Annotated in this window: 18 protein-coding genes; 5 read left to right on the forward strand and 13 right to left on the reverse strand. The window is 64.4% G+C overall.

Annotated elements, in window-relative coordinates:
- The first annotated feature begins 5 nt into the window (after window positions 1–5).
- Window positions 6–194 (forward strand): DUF1192 domain-containing protein, encoded by a 189-nt coding sequence (locus HG718_RS01890; protein ID WP_027840998.1) that lies wholly within the window; start codon window positions 6–8, stop codon window positions 192–194.
- A gap of 442 nt (window positions 195–636) precedes the next feature.
- The gene (rcdA, locus tag HG718_RS01895; RefSeq protein ID WP_160588764.1) at window positions 637–1,200 is read left to right on the forward strand and encodes a protease adaptor protein RcdA; all 564 of its coding nucleotides are present in this window, start codon (window positions 637–639) and stop codon (window positions 1,198–1,200) included.
- Window positions 1,201–1,299: 99 nt separating this feature from the next.
- Here rcdA and rpmE read toward each other — a convergent pair whose 3' ends face one another.
- The gene (gene rpmE / locus HG718_RS01900; protein WP_027840999.1) at window positions 1,300–1,518 is read right to left on the reverse strand and encodes a 50S ribosomal protein L31; all 219 of its coding nucleotides are present in this window, start codon (window positions 1,516–1,518) and stop codon (window positions 1,300–1,302) included.
- Between the two features lie 280 nt (window positions 1,519–1,798).
- Here rpmE and HG718_RS01905 point away from each other — a divergent pair, with 280 nt between their 5' ends.
- The 3 genes from HG718_RS01905 to HG718_RS01915 all read left to right on the forward strand — a co-directional run bounded on the left by HG718_RS01905 (window position 1,799) and on the right by HG718_RS01915 (window position 5,974).
- A complete protein-coding gene (locus HG718_RS01905; RefSeq protein WP_244617796.1) occupies window positions 1,799–3,661 on the forward strand; it encodes an ABC transporter transmembrane domain-containing protein in 1,863 nt (620 codons plus the stop codon).
- A gap of 51 nt (window positions 3,662–3,712) precedes the next feature.
- Window positions 3,713–4,846 carry an SMP-30/gluconolactonase/LRE family protein gene (locus tag HG718_RS01910; protein ID WP_160588763.1) on the forward strand — a complete coding sequence of 378 codons (1,134 nt, stop codon included), beginning with the start codon at window positions 3,713–3,715 and terminating at the stop codon, window positions 4,844–4,846.
- 87 nt (window positions 4,847–4,933) lie between these two features.
- Window positions 4,934–5,974: a strictosidine synthase family protein gene (locus tag HG718_RS01915; RefSeq protein ID WP_160588762.1), complete on the forward strand. Its 1,041-nt coding sequence runs from the start codon at window positions 4,934–4,936 to the stop codon at window positions 5,972–5,974.
- A 2-nt stretch (window positions 5,975–5,976) separates the two neighbouring features.
- Here the strand turns inward: HG718_RS01915 and HG718_RS01920 are convergent, their stop codons facing one another.
- The 12 genes from HG718_RS01920 to gap all read right to left on the reverse strand — a co-directional run bounded on the left by HG718_RS01920 (window position 5,977) and on the right by gap (window position 17,867).
- Window positions 5,977–7,137, reverse strand: coding sequence for an alpha/beta fold hydrolase (locus HG718_RS01920; protein WP_160588761.1), 1,161 nt, complete (start codon window positions 7,135–7,137; stop codon window positions 5,977–5,979).
- On the reverse strand, window positions 7,134–7,772 hold the full coding sequence (locus tag HG718_RS01925; protein ID WP_160588760.1) for a TetR/AcrR family transcriptional regulator: 639 nt from the start codon (window positions 7,770–7,772) through the stop codon (window positions 7,134–7,136). The genes HG718_RS01920 and HG718_RS01925 overlap by 4 nt, the downstream gene beginning before the upstream one ends.
- A gap of 91 nt (window positions 7,773–7,863) precedes the next feature.
- Window positions 7,864–8,880 (reverse strand): peptidoglycan -binding protein, encoded by a 1,017-nt coding sequence (locus HG718_RS01930; protein WP_027841003.1) that lies wholly within the window; start codon window positions 8,878–8,880, stop codon window positions 7,864–7,866.
- Window positions 8,881–8,883: 3 nt separating this feature from the next.
- Window positions 8,884–9,870: a hypothetical protein gene (locus HG718_RS01935; RefSeq protein WP_027841004.1), complete on the reverse strand. Its 987-nt coding sequence runs from the start codon at window positions 9,868–9,870 to the stop codon at window positions 8,884–8,886.
- A gap of 148 nt (window positions 9,871–10,018) precedes the next feature.
- Window positions 10,019–10,882, reverse strand: coding sequence for an OmpA family protein (locus tag HG718_RS15680; protein WP_160588759.1), 864 nt, complete (start codon window positions 10,880–10,882; stop codon window positions 10,019–10,021).
- A gap of 145 nt (window positions 10,883–11,027) precedes the next feature.
- Entirely contained in the window at window positions 11,028–11,834 is an 807-nt protein-coding gene (locus HG718_RS01945; RefSeq protein ID WP_160588758.1) for an inositol monophosphatase family protein, read from the reverse strand.
- 71 nt (window positions 11,835–11,905) lie between these two features.
- Window positions 11,906–12,472, reverse strand: coding sequence for an elongation factor P (gene efp, locus HG718_RS01950; protein WP_027841007.1), 567 nt, complete (start codon window positions 12,470–12,472; stop codon window positions 11,906–11,908).
- A 164-nt stretch (window positions 12,473–12,636) separates the two neighbouring features.
- The gene (locus HG718_RS01955; protein WP_160588757.1) at window positions 12,637–13,737 is read right to left on the reverse strand and encodes an SEL1-like repeat protein; all 1,101 of its coding nucleotides are present in this window, start codon (window positions 13,735–13,737) and stop codon (window positions 12,637–12,639) included.
- Between the two features lie 52 nt (window positions 13,738–13,789).
- Window positions 13,790–14,464: a thiamine phosphate synthase gene (gene thiE, locus HG718_RS01960; RefSeq protein WP_160588813.1), complete on the reverse strand. Its 675-nt coding sequence runs from the start codon at window positions 14,462–14,464 to the stop codon at window positions 13,790–13,792.
- The gene (locus HG718_RS01965) at window positions 14,457–15,491 is read right to left on the reverse strand and encodes a class I fructose-bisphosphate aldolase (protein ID WP_160588756.1); all 1,035 of its coding nucleotides are present in this window, start codon (window positions 15,489–15,491) and stop codon (window positions 14,457–14,459) included. Before HG718_RS01965 ends, thiE begins: the two co-directional genes overlap by 8 nt.
- Before the next feature lie 45 nt (window positions 15,492–15,536).
- Complete coding sequence (locus HG718_RS01970) at window positions 15,537–16,754, reverse strand: phosphoglycerate kinase (protein ID WP_160588755.1); 1,218 nt, start codon at window positions 16,752–16,754, stop codon at window positions 15,537–15,539.
- A gap of 105 nt (window positions 16,755–16,859) precedes the next feature.
- Window positions 16,860–17,867 carry a type I glyceraldehyde-3-phosphate dehydrogenase gene (gene gap, locus HG718_RS01975; protein ID WP_160588754.1) on the reverse strand — a complete coding sequence of 336 codons (1,008 nt, stop codon included), beginning with the start codon at window positions 17,865–17,867 and terminating at the stop codon, window positions 16,860–16,862.
- Window positions 17,868–18,084 lie beyond the last annotated feature (217 nt).

Below are 18,084 nucleotides of genomic sequence, written 5' to 3' on the forward strand. Positions count from 1 at the left end.
CGATGATGGATGAGGATGACGTGGCGCCGGAAGCGATCCTGAGCCTGTCGAAGGCCGAGATCGAGGACCTGTCCGTTGGTGAGCTTGAAGCCCGCATCGGGGCGCTTGAAGCCGAGATTGAGCGCGTGCGGGCCGTCATTGCGCAGAAGCAGGACAGCAAGTCCGCAGCCGAAGCTGTGTTCGGCAAGGGATGAGACCCCTCTGCCTTGCGCCATTTGTGGGAAACGGGACGGCTGCGGGACTGGTTTGACCCGAAATGACACTGGACGGGGCCGGAACGCCTGAAATGACCGGAACAGGATTAACAGGCGTTAACCATTTGTTAGTGTCCGATTCGTACAGTGTATTTGCGTAATCCGGTTTGCCCGGGTTTTGGGGTGGCTGCCGCCATACCCATTTGACGCCTCCCTGTTGAACTCCAAGAGCCGCGCTCTCTCGCGGCTCTTTTTTTCTGCCTTTTTCCCAATTTTTGCGGTCAGGGCCGTTCTGCCCTAGGCTTCGGCCCCTGGATGTCTTGGGGTTTGCCAGACGCTTTGGGGGCGGACTGGCATCGTTCTTGAAATTCCACCGGCATGGGCGCGTTCCGCTGACGGGATGTGCCGAAACGGGTTTAAGAACGAGACAGTGGGGCTTTTCATGGGCACGGTTGACGACACCTTCGGCGGCGTTGCGGGCGGCGATATCGAGGCAGGGCAGGAGTTTTCCGTGCGCAGCTTCGCCGGGTCAGCACAGTTCGAGCAGATGTTCAAGGACGGCATGGGAATGGTCGAGGAGGCTGCGTCCTATCTCGACGGCCCGGGCCGGGACCATTCAAAGACATTGTCGCGCAAGGGTGCGCTGGCCTATGCGGCTGAAAGCATGCGCCTGACGACGCGGCTGATGCAGGTTGCGTCCTGGCTGCTGGTGCAGCGTGCGGTGGCGCGCGGCGAGATGACGGTGGCAGAGGCTGCCTCCGACAAGTACCGCCTGGGGGCCAAGGAACTTTGCTACGCCCGGCCGATCGAGGGCGCGGATGAGCTTCCGGCGGAGCTGGCTGACATGATTTCGCAGTCGCGCCGGCTTTATGCCCGCATCGACCGGCTGGACAAGATGATGCACGGCGATGCGTCGGAAACCGAACCGAAGACGGCGGTGGCCCGGCAGCTCTCCAAGATCGAAAGCGCGTTCCGCCAGATGCGCCTGGACGGGCAGCTCCACTGACCCACTCCGACAATCGGAACACGAAAAAGGCCGGTGCAGTGACGCACCGGCCTTTTGTCTGTGTGGCTGCTGCTGCCCCGATGGGGCAGGTGCCCGGGCTTAAACGAAGCCCTTGAACTTGTCCTTGAAGCGCGACAGGCGGCCGCCGCGGTCCAGCAGGCGCTGCTCGCCGCCGGTCCAGGCCGGATGGGTCGACGGATCAATGTCCAGCACCAGCTTGTCGCCTTCCTGACCATAGGTCGAACGGGTCTGGTACTCGGTGCCGTCGTTCATGACGACGGTGATCATGTGGTAGTCCGGATGGATATCTGCCTTCATGGCCCTGATCTCTCTTAGAAGTGTCTCAAAAATCCGCGCCAGGGCCTCGATCTTGCCCGTCGCGGCACGTCCGACATGTCTCTTGAAGACGGGCGATATACCGGCTCAGGCAGGGAAAAGCAATAGGGTGGCCATTTTGTTGCCGGTTGCGGCCTGCGGCCCCATGTTGCCCGGGGTGGGTCTTTGATAAGACTGCGCCTCCTCTCCGGCGGCACCGCTGCCGGTCTGCGGTCCGTTTGATGCCGCGTCACTGCTACTCTACTGCCCTGGGGAGCGCCTTTTGAGCGATCTGTCTGCCACTCCCGAAAGCCGGCCGCGGGGCCGGGGCCTGCGACCGCTGGTGTCGCTGATGCCGCTGCTGCTGCGTTATCCGGGCCAATTGGCCGGTGCATTGATCGCGCTGGTGGCCGCGACGGTTGCTACCCTGGCCATCCCCATGGGCGTCCGTGTGATGCTGGATGACGGGTTTTCAGCCGACAATGCCAGTTCGGTGGATGATGCATTCCTGCTGCTGATGATCCTGGCGGTTGCCATGGGGGTTGCGTCCGCCACGCGCTACTTCTTCGTGACGCGGCTGGGTGAGCGGGTGACGGCTGATCTGCGTACCGGCGTTTTCGGCAATCTGCTGATGTTGTCGCCCCAGTTCTTCGAGACGGTCAGGACGGGCGAGATCCTGTCGCGGCTGACGGCGGATACGACGCTTGTGCGGGTGGTGCTGACGTCGAGCTTGTCGGTGGCTCTGCGCAATACGTTCCTGTTTCTGGGGGCTGCCGTGATGGCGGCGCTGACGGCGCCGGATCTGAGCGCCATGGTGCTTTTGGCGGTTCCGCTGATCGTACTGCCGCTGATCGGTTTCGGACGGCTGGTGCGCGGGCTGTCCCGCGCCTCCCAGGACCGCCTTGCGGATACAGGCGCCTTTGCGTCGGAGGCGCTGCAGGCGATCAAGGTGGTGCAGAGCTTCAATCATGAAGGCCATGACCGGCAGCGCTACCGGGGCGTTGTCGAGCGCGCCTATGTGGCTGCGCGCAAGCATGTGACGGCCCGGGCCTTCATGACGGCGATCATTATTACCCTGGCCTTTGCAAGCATTGTGGGCGTGCTGTGGATGGGCGCGCGGGCGGTGATTGCCGGTGACATGACCGGCGGCACGCTGAGCCAGTTCGTCATCTATGCGGTGATCTGTGCGACCAGCCTGGCGGCTCTGAGCGAAGTGTGGGGCGAGTTCCAGATGGCGGCGGGGGCGGCGGAGCGGCTGTCGGAGTTGCTGTTTGCCCGTTCCGAGATTGCCGTGCGGGCGCAGCCGGTGGCATTGCCTGTGCCGCCGCGTGGCGAAGTGCGGTTTGAGGGTGTGGATTTCCGGTATCCACTGCGGCCGGAGGCTTCCGCACTCGACCGGTTCTCGCTTGATGTGGCGCCGGGGGAAACGGTGGCGCTTGTGGGCCCGTCGGGGGCGGGCAAGAGCACCGTCTTCCAGCTCCTGCTGCGGTTCTATGATCCGCAGGCAGGGCGCGTGTGCGTTGACGGCGTCGACCTCAAGGATGCGGACCCGGATGATTTCCGCCGCCGGATTGCCTTTGTGCCTCAGGAGACCGTGGTGTTCGGCACATCGGTGCGGGAGAACATCGCCTATGGGCGGCCTGATGCCAGCGAGGCTGACATCAGGGCGGCTGCCGAGGCGGCCCACGCGCATGAATTCATTTCGCAGATGCCGGATGGCTACGACACGCTGCTTGGGGAGCGAGGGGTTACGCTTTCCGGCGGGCAGCGCCAGCGGCTGGTGATTGCCCGGGCGCTGTTGCGGGATGCACCCATCCTGCTGCTTGACGAAGCAACGAGTGCGCTTGATTCAGAGAGCGAAGCGCTGGTGCAGGACGCGCTGGAGCGCCTGATGGCCGGGCGTACGGTGCTGGTGATCGCGCACCGGCTGGCGACAGTGACAAAGGCAGACCGGATCATCGTGATGGACAAGGGCGGCATTGTGGCCCAGGGCACCCATGCATCGCTGGTGCAGGAGGGCGGGCTTTATGGCCGCCTGGCAAAACTGCAATTTGATGTGGACAGGCTGCCGGATGCGGCGGATATGACTACCCCGGAAACGGAAGAGACTGCGGCCATTGCCGCTGCCGGCCATAAGGCCGGATGACGCCCCGAACGGGCGCATCCTGATTGGGACTTGAGGAGAGGGGAGCCGGGCATGAGCCGGACACTGAAAATCTTGCTGATTGTTGCCGGCCTCGTGGTGGTGATCGCCAGCGTGTTTTACGTGCGGACCATGACCTGGATGGGCGAGTTCACGTCCATCAACCGCTACTTCACCGGTGAGAGCTGCACAAGGGTGCAGGGTGTTCCGGGGCCGGAGGATATCGCGATCGACCGTGAGCGCGGCATTGCCTATATCTCGGCCTATGACCGCCGCCTTGCGGCGAGTGATGACCCGGGTGCCGGTGCCGTGCGCGGCGGCATCTACATCATGGATCTCAATGCGCCGGCTGAGGGGCTGTTCATGCGGCCGATCACGCCGATCCTGCCTGACCGGTTCCGCCCGCACGGCATTTCGCTGTTCAAGGGGGACGACGGGCGCCGCACACTGATGGTGGTCAACCATCCGGGCGGCAGCGAGCACACGGTCGAGATCTTCGATCTTGGTGCGGACAATGTGCTGACCCACCGCAAGACCGTGACGGACCCGCTCATCATGTCGCCCAATGATGTGGCGGCGGTATCTCATGACGCGTTCTACGTGACCAATGACCATGACCGTCCGAGCCAGGACGGCCGGACCATGGCTGCGCTCTTTGCCTCGGAGATTACGAGCGTTGCCTATCATGACGGCGAGACGACGAGGACGGTGGCCGATGGGCTTGCGCTGGCCAATGGCGTGGCGGTCTCGAATGATGGCGGCAAGGTCTATGTGACGGAGACGCTGGGGCGCAGGCTCCGGATCTACGCCCGCGACGTTGCCACGGGTGACCTTGAGGAGACGGACCGGGTCTTCCTGGGAACCGGCCTTGATAATATCGACGTGGCCAGGGACGGGGCGCTGTGGATCGGCGCGCACCCCAAGCTTGCGACTTTCCTCGACCATGCGTCTGACCCTGCCAATCTCAGCCCGAGCCACATCGTGGTGGTGCGTGAGAATGACGGTGGCGGGGGTGTCGGCTCCACGGCCTATCTCGACAAGGGAGCGGAGCTGTCTGCGTCTTCAGTCGGGGCGACCTACAGGCAGCGGCTGGTGATCGGTGCCGTGTTCGACCCTGCGGTGCTGGTGTGCGAGATGGGCGGTTCTGTTACCGCGGCGCCTGCGACGCCCGCGCCGGACGCCGAATAGATCCGCTCACAGCATCTGACACGGGCCACGCCTTTAGCTATGGTCTCGCCGTCATCTTCCGGGGGAAGAGCATGGGGGGACTTGGTTATGCGCGGCATTCTGCTGATTTTCGTTCTGTTGCTGCTGGCGGCGGCCGGGCGGCTCTTATGGGTCGTCGTGCCTGCGTCCGGGGCGTTTGCATCGCTTGAAGCAAAGCGGGTGGAGACCTGCAGCCGTGTTGAAGTGGCGCCGGGCACTGAAGATGTGCAGGTGGACCGGCAGACCGGCCTGGTTTTCGTTTCTGCTTCCGACCGCAGGTCGCCCGAACAACCGTCCGGCGGCATTCATGTCTTTGACCTCGCCACCATGGGATCAGCCCAGCTGGTTTCACAGGATGCGCCGGACGACTTCCGGCCGCACGGGATTTCACTGTGGCGCGGTGAGGACGGGGCGGCCCGGCTGTTCGCGATCAATCACCCCGCAGCCGGCGGTCATGCGGTTGAGATATTCGATATCGGTGATGGCGGTGTCCTGAGCCATGTGCGCACGGTGTCGTTTGACGCCATGTATTTCCCCAATGATGTGGTGGGCGTCGGGCCCGAGCAGTTCTACGTGTCCAACGACCGGGCGCGCATGGGCGGTTTCGTGCGCGCAGTCGAGCCCTATTTCGGTTTGCCGCTCACCAGCGTCGCCTATTGGGATGGCACGGACGGGCGGATGGTTGCGGACCAGCTGATCTATGCGAATGGCATCAATGTGAGTGCCGATGGGGCATCGCTGTATGTGGCGGAAGTCCTCGGGCGGCAGGTGAGCATCTATGACCGCGATGCTGTCTCCGGTGATCTCACCTTCGTGCGGGCGCACAAGGTCGGCACCAACCCGGACAATATCGACGTGGATGAAGACGGCTCCCTGCTCATCGCCGGCCATCCGCGCATTTTCGATTTTCTGGCCCATGCGGAAGACCCCGGCGCCGTCGCGCCGTCGGAAGTAGTGCGGCTTGATGTGCCAAGCGGCGACGTGACCAGCGTGTTCGTTGATCTGGACGGTGCAATCTCAGCTTCGAGCGTCGGGGCCGCGGGGGCGGGGCATCTTGTGGTCGGCGCTGTCTTCCAGGGGCATGTCCTTGTCTGCCCGATGGAGACTTGAGGTCAGGCCGCTGAATTCGACCGTTGAACCGGGGCGTAATGAAGGGCAAGCCATGCCCGGAGCTCGTCGATGAGGCAGCCGAGATTGCCAACCTGGCAGTGATTGTGGGCCTGTTCCTGGCGCGAAAACACACGTGCGGTCACGGAGCTCGCACGTTTCAGGTGCTCAACCTGCCTGTTGAGTTGGTGGAACGGGACGAGATGGTCTTCCGTACCAGCCATTGTCAAAACCGGCTGGGTTACCAGGTGTGAAAAGGTTCGGGTGTTGAAGTTCTCCATCCAGCTGAGAAGGGCATATGCATCTGGAGCGCCCGACACGTTGTATGCGTGTTCCAATGCCCAACGGGTGAATGGTTCCCGGCGTGCGGCGAGGCTGAACAAGCCATTTACCAGGGTGCGTGCCTGCCATTCGCATAGGCGGTTCACGATTTTCTGCATGCGATTGGGCAGCCGCGCCAACATGCATTCCCGGAAGTCCTCCATGACGTCACACTGAATGACGCCGGAGATGCGCGGTTCGAAGGCGGCAGCACGCAAAGCGAGATAGCCGCCGAGAGATATGCCTATAAGGGCGCAGCATTCGATCTTAAAGTGGTCCAGCACCGCTGCGACCGGGCGTTCCCAATCATGGGGCATCGTCAGCCCGTGCCCTGCAAGGGCACCTCCCTGGCCCGGCCCGTCAAATAGGATCACGTCATATCCATCGCGCCGCAGTGCGTCGGCCATGTGGAAGAACTCTTCCATCGAGCTGTCGAACCCACCATGGATCACCAGTGTGCCCCGTGCTGGGGTTTCTGCTCCCAGCAGGGTGGCGGGCATGGCGCCCTCGTCATAAGGGACCTGATGACGTGTGTGTGGGATGGACGCATTGGCTTTGTAAAAGTTGTCCAGATAGGCCTCATAGGATTTGTGGCGCCTGTCATCGGACCAGCTCATGAAGAACTCGGCGGCGCGAAAATAGAACGCTGTAGCTTCTCCCTCGCCGGCAGGGCGCGCCTTGTTCGCGGCGTCGAGCATGACTGGCACCCAGTCGTCATATCCTGAAATCTGGGATGAGAGCGTGCGTGTCTCTTCGAGGTTCCAGTAGGGAAGCCAGCGGTTGAGGGCGTAGTTCAGAGCTTCGTCAGGGTGCAGATCATAGTACCGCGTTGGAAAGGCCTTCATTTGATGTCTCCCAGCGTTGGGGCGCTCAAGCCTGCGGTTGCGAATGTCTTGAGCTGTGCGACGATTGCGTCGTCCGGAATCGGGGTGTCCTCTGCGAGGATGTCTCGCGACAGGTTGCGGCGGACGGGATCGCTGAGAGCGTGGCCCAGGGCGCCGATGACGAATGTCAGTCTTACGGACGCTTCCGCCGCGCTGAGATGGGGCAGGCAGTTGTGCAGTGCTCCGAAGAAGGCCAGGGAATAGTCTCTCAGGTCAGTCGCAAATATCTCTCCGATTTCCGGTGTCGGATCGGTGAGAGTGCGGCCGAAGAGCTGGAGGAAGCGCTGTGGGCCCGGGCCCTGGCGCGCCAGTTCCACGAGTGGATCAATGAACGCGTCGAGCAAATGGGCAAGGCTGGGTTGTCCTCCCTGCTGCAGGGCGTAGAGCCTTGCCAGGCGTTCTGAGGTGAGTGGTGCAAGGCGTCGCAGGAAGACGGCTCGGGTAAGGCCCGACTTGCCGCCGAAGTGAAAGCTCACAGCCGCCACGTTGGCCTTTGCCGTGTCGGTGATCTGTCGAACTGATGTCGCCGAGATGCCGTTGGCCGCGTAGAGCCGCTCAGCTGCGTCCAGCAGTCTGGTCTTGGTGTCTTTTTTCATGCTCAGAGCGTACGCTAGAACCCGAAATTAAATCAAACGTTTGTTTTAGTTTCGGGCCTGACGCGGTGCGGCTGATGACGGGTGGGAGGTCCTAGCGTTCTGTTAGCTTGAACTCGATGCGGCGGTTGCGGCGCAGGGCGTCCGGGTTTTCGCCTGCGGCGAGAGGCTGATACTCGCCGAAGCCTGCGGCCAGCAGCCGGTTGGGGGCGACGCCCTCATCGGTGAGGAAGCGGACCACGGAGATGGCGCGGCCGGCGGACAGGTGCCAGTTGGAGGGGAATTCCGGGGTCGAGATCGGCTGGCTGTCCGAATGGCCGTCGATGCGCAGCACCCAGTTGATGTCCGACGGCACGTCCTTGGCGATTTCCTTGATGGCGGTGGCGATCTTGCGGAGTTCTGCTTCACCGGCCGGGTTGAGGGCCGCGGAGCCTGAATCGAAAAAGATCTCGGACTGAAAGACGAAGCGGTCGCCGACGACCTGAATGTCGTCGCGGTTGCCGAGGGCCTGCCGGAGGCGGCCGAAGAATTCTGACCGGGCGCGGGCGAGTTCCTGGACCTTCTGGGCCAGGGCGGAGTTGAGGCGGCGGCCCAGATCGGCGATCTGCGCCTGGCTTTCCTTATCCTTGGCTTCGGCGGCCTCGAGAGCTGCTTCGAGGCTCGCGAGCTGGCTGCGGAGCGCGGCCAATTGCTGGTTGAAGAGTTCGACCTGCGCCTGGGCCTCCGCTGTCAGCTCTTCCTGTTCCGACAGGGCCGCGCGAAGCCCTGCGGCTTCCTCACCGCCGGCTTCGGCATCAGCCAGAAGGCCGGACAGGCGGGTGTTTTCCTGTTCCGCGGTCGCCAGGGAGGCCGAGAGGGACGCAAGGGAGCTTTCAAGGTCGGCGCTGCGGCCTTTTTCGAGGGCCAGAAGGTCCGTCAGCTGTGCGATTTGCGCCTGCATGGATTGCAGGGCCTCATCACGGCCGGTGATTGCCTGGCTCAGATAGAACTGCGCCAGCATGAAGATGGAGAGCAGGAAGATGATGACCAGCAGCAGCGTGGCCATGGCATCGACAAAGCCGGGCCAGTAATCGGCGCTGCCCTGGCGCAGGCGGCGGGAGGCGAGCGCCATGGTCTAGCTCCGGTCCTGCTGGTTGCGGGCGGCCAGTTGGGCGATCTGTTCAAGGACAGGGCGGAGGTCCGCCTGGTTGCTGGCCACCTGTTTCAGGAGGTCGCTTTCAGCGCGCATCTGGTCGGTCAGCATCGACAGCCGCTCGGTGAGGGCCATGAGGGACGCCGTGGTGGCGGAGCGCTCACCGGATGAAGAGCCGAGGTCCCGCTGCATTTCATCAAGGCGGCGCGACAGCTCACCGAGCAGCGGACTTTCCTCGCCGCCGGCCGCATCCAGCCGGGTGACGGTGGACAGCCATTCCTCAAGCTCGTTGTAGAAACGGTTCTGGGCCTGGCCGGCCTGCAGGTCGAGGAAGCCGACAATGAGGGAACCACCGAGGCCGAGCAGGGAGGACGAGAAAGCCGTGCCCATGCCGGTAAGCGGCGCCTCAAGGCCTGCGCGCAACTCCTCGAAGACATCGCCCGCGCCGCCGCCGGCCGGTGACAGGGTGCGGATGGTTTCAGCGATGGACGAGACCGTATCCAGCAGGCCCCAGAAGGTGCCGAGCAGGCCGAGAAAGATCAGCAGGCCGATCATGTAGCGGGAGATGTCCCGGGCCTCATCAAGGCGTGAGGCGATGGAATCGAGAATTGACCGCATGGCAGGGGCGGAGATGGCGACCCGGCCCTTGCGCTCGCCCAGGAGGGTTGCCATCGGTGCCAGCAGACGGGGCGGCGGCGGCAGGGTGAGGCCGGGGTCGGCCCGGCGGAAGGCGTTTACCCACTTGATCTCGGGGCTGAGGACCATGACCTGGCGGAAGGCGTAGAGCACACCGATCAGAAGGACGCCCGCAATCAGCCCGTTAAGCGCGACATTGGCCAGGAAGGCTTCCTGAAGCTGTGGCCAGAGGACCGCCAGCACGAGGCCCACGATCACCAGAAAGGTGAGCATGCGCGAGATGTGCCTGCTCGGCTGAGTGAGGCTGAGCGTGTCGGCGCCGCTTTTGGCCATGGGTTGTCTCCTGATCCACAGTCCGGGCGCGTCTTAGGCCCGGTCCCCTCGCTGTGTGCCGCGCACGGTCTCCCCGTCCGCGTGCCCCGCAGTGTGCCATGGTTTGGGGCAGCAGTGTGACGGCAGTGGCTTGCGTGATTGGTGGGGATTAGCTGCCGGAGAAGGTTACGTCCACCCGGTCGGCGGGGCCCGTGTCGGTGACCCCGCCCAGAGCCCGCACGTCGATGCGGCTCTTGTCGATGCCCAGATCAATCAGATAGCCGTGGACCGCAAGGCCGCGGCGGAGGGACTGGCGGCGCGCATCGCTGGCCTTGTCGCCCGGCTCACCCGCGTAAGCGCGCAGCTCGATCCGGCGGCGGTCATAACGCAGGGACTGGCCGATGGACTCAAGTTCCGACCGGGCCTCGCCGAGAATGGCGACACTGCCGGGGTCAAACAGGATGCGGGCAATGGCCGGGTCCGGCTGGGGCAGGGGGGGTGCTGCCGCCGGGGCTGGCTGCGGTGCGGTCGGTGCGGCCAAAGCGGCGCTTTCCGTCGGCGGGGCCTTGGTTTCAACAGGAGCCAGCGTCTGCGCAGGGGCCGGTTCGGGGGTGGAGGAGGCGGCCGGCGTGGCGGCGGCCTGGTTCACAGCCGGTGTCGCTTCAGGCTTTGGTGCTGCAGGCGCTGCGGCGGCAGCCTTGGGCTGCGTGGCCGGCTTTGCCGGGGCAGGCTTGGCTGACGCCTTGTTGGTGTCCGGTTCCGGCCTGGGCTTTGCGGCGGCGCGTGGGGTCGGGCGCGGGCTTGGCTCCGGTACGTCCGGGTAGCGCAGCGTGGGGACTTCCCGCGTTGCCGTGTCCGACCCCGGATAGCGCAGAATCAGGCGCGGCTGTTCCGGCTGGCTGCCGCGCAGGCCGAGGGCATCAAGATTGACGTCGACATCCCCGTCAATGCTCTGTGCGGTCGCTGCAGTTGCCGCAAGCGACAGGGCGACAGCCAGGCAGGGAAGAAGAGTGCGGGAGAAAAAACTGATCATGCCGGGCACGCGCAAGAGCACCTGAAGAGGGGAGAATGCCCCGCTGAGCGCGGCATTCCTTTAAATCATGGTGCTAAGGGGTTAACCGGTTGCGCGGCGTGCGTAAAGCCCCGGCAGCCTGCGGGGGCTGTGTGCCGGGCGCGCGTCAGCCGGCGGCACGGCCTGCCTTCTTGATCATTGCCTGCAGGTGCGGCAGCAGGTCGGCATTGGCGGCGATGATGCCGTTGGTATCCATCTTCTTGTCAGCGCCGTTGATGTCGCTGACAAACCCGCCAGCCTCCTTGACCATCAGCACGCCCGCAGCGATGTCCCAGGGCTGCAGGCCGTGTTCCCAAAAGCCGTCGAAGCGGCCTGCTGCGACCCAGGCCAGGTCAAGGGAGGCTGCGCCGAAGCGGCGGATGCCCGCGACCTGCGGCATGATGTGATCGATCTCGCGGGTGAACTTGGCGTGCCAGTCCAGGCCCTTGAAGGGAATGCCGGTGGCAAACACCGCGTCGTCGAGGCGGGTGCGCGCGGCGACGCGCAGGCGGCGATCATTCAGATAGGCGCCATTGCCCTTTTCGGTGACGAACAGATCATCCGTGACCGGATTGTAGATGACGCCGTTGACCAGCTGGCCATCCCGCTCAAGGGCGATGGAAATCGCGAAGTGGGGGATGCCGTGCAGGAAATTGGTGGTGCCGTCGAGCGGATCAATGATCCAGCGGTGGGTCTTGTCCGGCCCTTCAACCGTGCCGGATTCCTCCATCAGAAAGCCGTAGCCCGGCCGCGCCTTGGACAGCTCCTCGAAGATGATCTTCTCGGCCCTGAGGTCGGCGGCGGACACGAAATCGCCGGGGCCTTTGCGGGACACCTGGAGATTTTCAACCTCGCCGAAATCGCGGGCGAGTTTGCGGGCCGCCTTGCGGGCGGCCGTGACCATCACGTTGATGACAGGACTGTTGAGGGGCATGGGGCGATCTGCTTGCGGCGTTCGGGCGGGTCGTATGCGGGCGGACTTGAGTGAGGCTGGTCGGCTGTGTCCTACGACTCGGCGCGCTTCACATAGGTGACTTCGTTGGTGTCGACCACAATCTTCTCGCCGACGCCGACGAAGGGCGGCACCATGGTGCGCACGCCGTTTTCAAGAAGGGCGGGCTTGTAGGAGGAGGCCGCCGTCTGGCCCTTGATGGTGGGCTCGGTCTCGGTGACTTCGAGGGTCACCTGCTCCGGCAGGTTGATGCCGATCGGCTTGTCCTCGTAAAGCTCGAGGGTCACGGCCATGCCGTCCTGAAGGAAGGCGGCGCGCTCGCCGACGAACTCGGCGGAGAGCTCGATCTGCTCGTAGGTCTCGTTGTCCATGAAGGTCAGCATGTCGTCGGACTGAAACAGGAACTGGAAGTCCTTGGTATCGACCCGCACGCGCTCGACGGATTCTGACGAGCGGAAGCGCTCGTTCAGCTTGGTGCCGTCGATCAGATTCTTGAGTTCGACCTGGGCATAGGCGCCGCCCTTGCCCGGTTTCACGCTCTGCACCTTCACGGCGGCCCAGAGGCCACCCTTGTGCTCGATGACGTTGCCGGGGCGGATTTCGTTACCGTTGATCTTCATGTCTCGCGGGCCTTCATGCGGATTCTTGATCTTGGGGGACGGGGGCGGGATTGGGTATCGCGGGCGCCCCGTCAGGCGGCCTCACATGCACCACTGGCGCATTGTGCGCAAGGGGCAGGGCTTTAAAAGGTGAAGAAGCCCGAAAGACGCTAGAAAGACGCTTTCTACCGTGCGGCGCGTCCGTCGAGCCATTGGGCGACGCGCGCATCTCCGGTGGCGCGGTCATCGGCGGTCAGATGCTTGGCGAAGCGGGCGTCGAGTTCCTTGTCCTCGAAGCCTGCGCGGGTGGACAGGGAGTGCCATTTCCAGGCTTCTGCCATGTCTGCCTCAACGCCACGGCCCATCACGTAGAGGCGGGCAAGGCGGTTTTGCGCCACGAGGTGGCCCTGATCCGCTGCCTTTGCGTAGAGTTCTGCGGCCTTTGCCTCATCCTTCTGGACGCCGAGACCCTGATAGGTGAGGTAGGCGAGGCCGGATTGGGCATCGGCGACACCCTGGTCGGCGGCGCGCTTGAACCATTTGGCGGCGACGGCATTGTCCACGGGGCCGCCAAGGCCCTGGGCGGCGATCAGGCCGAGATTGTATTGCGCATCCGCATGGCCCAGCTCGGCAGCGCGGGTGAACCATGTGCGGGCGGTGGCGTGGTCTGGCGTGCCGTCATTCAGAGCACCTGAGGCGTGCAGGGCCCCAAGATTGAATTGCGCGTCCGGGCTGCCGGCGTCCGCCGCTTCGCCGAACCATCGTGCGGCTTCTGTCAGGTTCTGTGCCGTGCCGACGCCGCGGACATAGCGCAGACCGGTTTCGATCTGCCCGGGGACCGAGCCGTGATTGGCGGCGGCAAGGTAGAGGCGGGTGGCCTCGCTGTCGCGCGCTTCCCGGTTGGCGGGGTCCATGCCCGGCGGGGTAAGGGTGCCGTCATCGGTGAGGGTTGCCAGGGCATAGGCCCCTGTGGGTTCACCATTGGCGGCGGCTGCGCGGAGCCACCGGCCTGCCTCGAACAGGTCGCGCTCAACTCCGTTTCCGTCGGCATAGAGCTGGCCCAGCAGGGCCTGGGCGGCGGGGTCGCCGTTTTCTGCGGCGGTGCGGAGAAAGGCTGCGGCGCGGGCCGGCTCGCCCTGTTTGAGGGCGTCGACGGCGTTGGCCACTTCCGGCGACACGGTCTTGACGCCGCGCTCGGTTGCGGGCGGTGCGATGTCAGGAGGCGTCTCCGCCCTGGCCGGAAGCACGGCTGCGGCGAGCAGGGCCCCGGCAATGACGGGCATCATGCGGGTCTGCAGGCGGAAGCGTGGGAAAGGGGGGGTGACTATCGGCGTTGGTTTACGCATCGAACTCCAGAAGCGACATCGGCGTCGCGGCGATCACCTCATTGATCGCCTTGACGGCTTGGGCCGGACCCCCTTCGTCCGAGGGGTAGGACCATACGCCAGATGAGACCGCAAGGAAATCCGCGCCCGCCGCGACGAGGGGCGCTGCGTTTTCGACATTGATGCCGCCGATGGCGACACAGGGCACTTCGAAGAGCTGCTGCCACCAGGAGAGGATTTCCGGCGTTGCCCGGGTCGGGGCCTGCTTGGTGGCGGTGTCGTAGAACGCGCCGAAGGCCACGTAGTCCGCCCCTTGCTCGCCGGCCTTCATCGCCAGGTGGCGGCTGTCATGGCAGGTGACGCCGATGATGGCATCCGGGCCCAGCAGCTTGCGGGCCTCTGAATAGGGGGCGTCGTCCTGACCGATATGCACGCCATCGGCCCCCACCTTTTTTGCGATGTCGGGCCGATCATTGATGAGGAATGCCACGTCATAGTCGTGCGCGATGGGGATGAGGGCCGTGGCGGCTTCAATCACCTCGTCGTCGGGCACATCCTTGAGACGAAGCTGGACGCAGGCGACGTCACCGGCCTTGAGCGCTGCTTCGAACACGCGCGAAAACGCCGCCACGTCATCAAGACGCGGCGGCGTGATCAGATAAAGGCGGCAATTGGAGGCGCTAGGCAGCTTCTTTCTCCACCTGTTCGGTCCAGTTGCCGGTGGCGGCGAGGCCGTTCATCCGGGCGCGGTGCAGGAAGGCCGCCTGCGCCTTGGACCAGTTGTTGTTGTCGCCGCCCCATGCGGCCAGGGGCGCTGCCTGCAGCGCGCGGCCATAGGAGAAGGACAGGTTCCACGGAAGATCATAGCCGGCATTCATGGCATTGAGATGGGCCGTTGCATCGACATCGGACTGGCCGCCCGACAGAAAGACGATGCCGGGCACTGCCGACGGGACACAGGCTTTCAGCACCTTGACGGTGCGCTCGGCCACTTCCGCGACGCTGGCCTGAGTGGGGCAGAGCTTGCCGGAGATGATCATGTTGGGCTTGAGCACGGTGCCTTCGAGATCGACGCCGGCGAAGTAGAGTTCCTGATAAAGCTCCTTGAGGGCCCAGGTCGTCACTTCCTCGCAGCGGGCGATGTCGTGATCGCCGTCCATCAGCACTTCCGGCTCAACGATCGGAACGATGCCGCGCTCCTGGGCCAGCGCCGCGTAGCGGGCCAAGGCGTGGGCATTGGCGTGGATGCAGTTGTGGGACGGCATGGAGGTATCGCCGCCACGGGAGATGTCGATCACCGCGCGCCACTTGGCGAAGCGGGCGCCGAGGTCGTGATATTCGGCAAAGCGCTCGCGCAGGCCGTCGAGGCCTTCGGTCACCTTTTCGCCGGGGCTGCCTGCCAGGTCCTTGGCACCTGCATCGACCTTGATGCCCGGTACTGAGCCTGCGGCCTTGATGAGCTCGACGAGTGGGGTGCCGTCCTGGGCCTTCTGGCGGATTGTCTCGTCGTAGAGGATCACGCCGGAAATGTAGTTGTGCATCGCCTCGTCGGTGCGGAACAGCATTTCGCGATAGTCGCGGCGGCTGTCCTCGGTCGAGGTTGTGTTGATCGAGTCAAAGCGCTTCTTGATGGTGCCGGTGCTTTCGTCGGCGGCAAGGATGCCCTTGCCGGTGGCGACCATCTTCTGCGCGATGTCGTGGAGTGTTTCGGTCATGGCTGGGCAGTCCCCTCATACATCGCCAGTCTGGGTGCCGCGGGTTCAGGCGCGGCTGAGAGCCTCCACGCCCGGCAGTGCCTTGCCCTCGAGCCATTCGAGAAAGGCGCCACCCGCGGTGGACACGTAGGAAAAGTCGTCAGCGGCGCCCGCATTGTTTAGGGCGGCCACCGTGTCGCCACCACCGGCGACGGAGGTGAGCTGACCCATCTTGGTCAGCATGCCCACATGGCGCGCGGCGGCGTTGGTGCCGTTGTCGAACGGCGCGATCTCAAAGGCGCCCAGCGGGCCGTTCCAGACAGCAGTCTTTGCGGCTTCGAAGCGGGCGGCCAAGTCTGCGATGGTATCGGTGCCGACGTCCAGAATCATGTGGCCGTCGGGCACTTCGGTGGCAGGCACGGTCTTGCAGGGCGCCATGGCCTTGAACTCCTCGGCCACGACAACGTCACGCGGCAGCAGCACCTGGCAGCCGGCGGTCTCAGCCTTTGCCAGAATGTCGCGCGCGGTATCGCCGAGGTCGTGTTCGCAGAGGGAGGCTTTCACGTCGATGCCCTGGGCGGCGAGGAAGGTGTTGGCCATGCCGCCGCCGATGACGAGGTAATCCACCTTGCTGACCAGATTGCCGAGAAGGTCGAGCTTGGTGGAGATCTTGGCGCCACCGACAATGGCCACCACGGGCTTCTCCGGCGTGGCAAGCGCCTGGCCCAGGGCGGTCAGCTCGGCCTGCATGGCGCGGCCTGCATAGGCAGGCAGGCGGTGAGCGATGGCTTCGGTTGAGGCATGGGCGCGGTGGGCAGCAGAGAAGGCGTCGTTGACGTAGATATCGCCCAGCTTGGCGATTTCGTCGGCGAAGGCGCCGTCATTGTCGGTCTCGCCCTTGTGGAAGCGGGTGTTTTCCAGAAGCACGACGCTGCCGGGCTTTGCGGCGGCGATCACGTCGGCGGCGGACTGGCCGATGCAGTCATCCGCGAACGCTACATCAAGACCGGCTTCTTCAGCGACGGCGGGGGCTACGGGCTTGAGGGAGAATTCCGGGTTCCGTTCGCCCTTGGGGCGGCCGAAATGGGACAGCAGCACCACGATCGCGCCCTTGCCTGTGAGGTCGCGGATCGTCGGTACAATACGTTCGATGCGGGTGGCGTCGCTGACGGCGCCATCCTTGACCGGCACGTTCAGGTCGGCGCGCATCAGCACGCGCTTGCCGGTGACATCCTGGCTGGCGAAAAGATCATCGAGGGTTGCAAACGACGTCTTTTCACTCATGGCACGGTCCTGAATTTCCGAGGGTCTTGGGGGTGGTTCTGGGTGTCTGGATCAGAGAGGGGCGGAAGCCTTGTCAGCTTCCGCCCCTGGTAGTCGTTGCCGGTATCAGATGAGCTTTGCCATCGCGACCGCGGTGTCGGACATGCGGTTCGCAAAGCCCCACTCATTATCGTACCAGGACAGGACGCGGCCCATCTTGCCTTCGATGACCTGGGTCTGGGTCAGGTCGAAGGTCGAGGATGCCGGGTCGTGGTTGAAGTCCATGGACACGAGCTTGCGGTCGTTGACGGCCAGCACACCCTTGAGCGGGCCGGAGGCCGCTGCCTTCATGGCGTCGTTGATGGCGTCCACCGACAGGTCCTTGTTGGCGGTGAAGACGAGGTCGATCATCGACACGTTGGGGGTGGGCACGCGCACGGCGGTGCCGTCGAGCTTGCCGGCGAGCTGCGGCAGCACGAGGCCGACGGCCTTGGCGGCACCGGTCGAGGTCGGGATGATGTTGCTGGCAGCGGCGCGGGCGCGGTGCAGGTCCTTGTGCAGGGTATCGAGCGTCGGCTGGTCACCCGTATAGGCGTGCACCGTGGTCATGTAGCCGCGCTCGAGGCCGAAGGTGTCGTCCAGCACCTTGGCGACCGGGGCCAGGCAGTTGGTGGTGCACGACGCGTTGGACACAACAGTGTACTCGGCCTTCAGGTCCTGGTGGTTGACGCCGTAGACGACCGTGAGGTCGGCACCGGAGGCGGGGGCGGAGACCAGGACGCGCTTGGCACCGGCGGTCAGGTGCGCGGAGGCCTTTTCCTTGTCGGCGAAGATGCCGGTGCATTCCAGCGCAATGTCGACGCCCAAATCGCCCCACGGCAGCTTGGCCGGATCACGCTCGGCGGTGACCTTGATTTCCTTGCCGTTGATGGAGATGGAGGAGTCCGTGTTGGTCACTTCGGCGGGGAAGCGGCCGTGGACGGTGTCGAACTGCAGCAGGTGGGCGTTGGCTTCGGCGGAACCGAGGTCGTTGATGGCCACCACTTCGATATCCGTGCGGCCGGACTCGATGATGCCCCGGAGAACCAGACGGCCAATGCGGCCAAACCCATTAATCGCGACCTTCACGGACATAATGCTTTCACCTTTCAACGGAGTGCGGAATGCCGCGCTGATCCAGGTGCCGGGCCAGAAGCCTGACCAGTGATGGAGCTTGGTTCCGCGCGGGATTGGGCGTGGGTATAGCGAATGGTCCGGCGGGTGAAAAGGACCACTTGACAGGAATCCCGGCGCGCCAAACCGCCCGGGGTGATTTTTCGGGAGTGAGCGTTAATAGGGGAGGGATGCGGGT

The sequence above is a fragment of the Pyruvatibacter mobilis genome (assembly GCF_012848855.1).
Lineage (GTDB): Bacteria > Pseudomonadota > Alphaproteobacteria > CGMCC-115125 > CGMCC-115125 > Pyruvatibacter > Pyruvatibacter mobilis.

Excerpts from the sequence above, each read along its gene's own strand:
- HG718_RS01890 (WP_027840998.1), top strand. The coding sequence starts at position 6 with ATGGATGAGGATGACGTGGCGCCGGAAGCGATCCTGAGCCTGTCGAAG.
- rcdA (WP_160588764.1), top strand. The coding sequence starts at position 637 with ATGGGCACGGTTGACGACACCTTCGGCGGCGTTGCGGGCGGCGATATC.
- rpmE (WP_027840999.1), bottom strand. The coding sequence starts at position 1,518 with ATGAAGGCAGATATCCATCCGGACTACCACATGATCACCGTCGTCATG.
- HG718_RS01910 (WP_160588763.1), top strand. The coding sequence starts at position 3,713 with ATGAGCCGGACACTGAAAATCTTGCTGATTGTTGCCGGCCTCGTGGTG.
- HG718_RS01915 (WP_160588762.1), top strand. The coding sequence starts at position 4,934 with ATGCGCGGCATTCTGCTGATTTTCGTTCTGTTGCTGCTGGCGGCGGCC.
- HG718_RS01920 (WP_160588761.1), bottom strand. The coding sequence starts at position 7,137 with ATGAAGGCCTTTCCAACGCGGTACTATGATCTGCACCCTGACGAAGCT.
- HG718_RS01925 (WP_160588760.1), bottom strand. The coding sequence starts at position 7,772 with ATGAAAAAAGACACCAAGACCAGACTGCTGGACGCAGCTGAGCGGCTC.
- HG718_RS01930 (WP_027841003.1), bottom strand. The coding sequence starts at position 8,880 with ATGGCGCTCGCCTCCCGCCGCCTGCGCCAGGGCAGCGCCGATTACTGG.
- HG718_RS01935 (WP_027841004.1), bottom strand. The coding sequence starts at position 9,870 with ATGGCCAAAAGCGGCGCCGACACGCTCAGCCTCACTCAGCCGAGCAGG.
- HG718_RS15680 (WP_160588759.1), bottom strand. The coding sequence starts at position 10,882 with ATGATCAGTTTTTTCTCCCGCACTCTTCTTCCCTGCCTGGCTGTCGCC.
- HG718_RS01945 (WP_160588758.1), bottom strand. The coding sequence starts at position 11,834 with ATGCCCCTCAACAGTCCTGTCATCAACGTGATGGTCACGGCCGCCCGC.
- efp (WP_027841007.1), bottom strand. The coding sequence starts at position 12,472 with ATGAAGATCAACGGTAACGAAATCCGCCCCGGCAACGTCATCGAGCAC.
- HG718_RS01955 (WP_160588757.1), bottom strand. The coding sequence starts at position 13,737 with ATGATGCCCGTCATTGCCGGGGCCCTGCTCGCCGCAGCCGTGCTTCCG.
- HG718_RS01965 (WP_160588756.1), bottom strand. The coding sequence starts at position 15,491 with ATGACCGAAACACTCCACGACATCGCGCAGAAGATGGTCGCCACCGGC.
- HG718_RS01970 (WP_160588755.1), bottom strand. The coding sequence starts at position 16,754 with ATGAGTGAAAAGACGTCGTTTGCAACCCTCGATGATCTTTTCGCCAGC.
- gap (WP_160588754.1), bottom strand. The coding sequence starts at position 17,867 with ATGTCCGTGAAGGTCGCGATTAATGGGTTTGGCCGCATTGGCCGTCTG.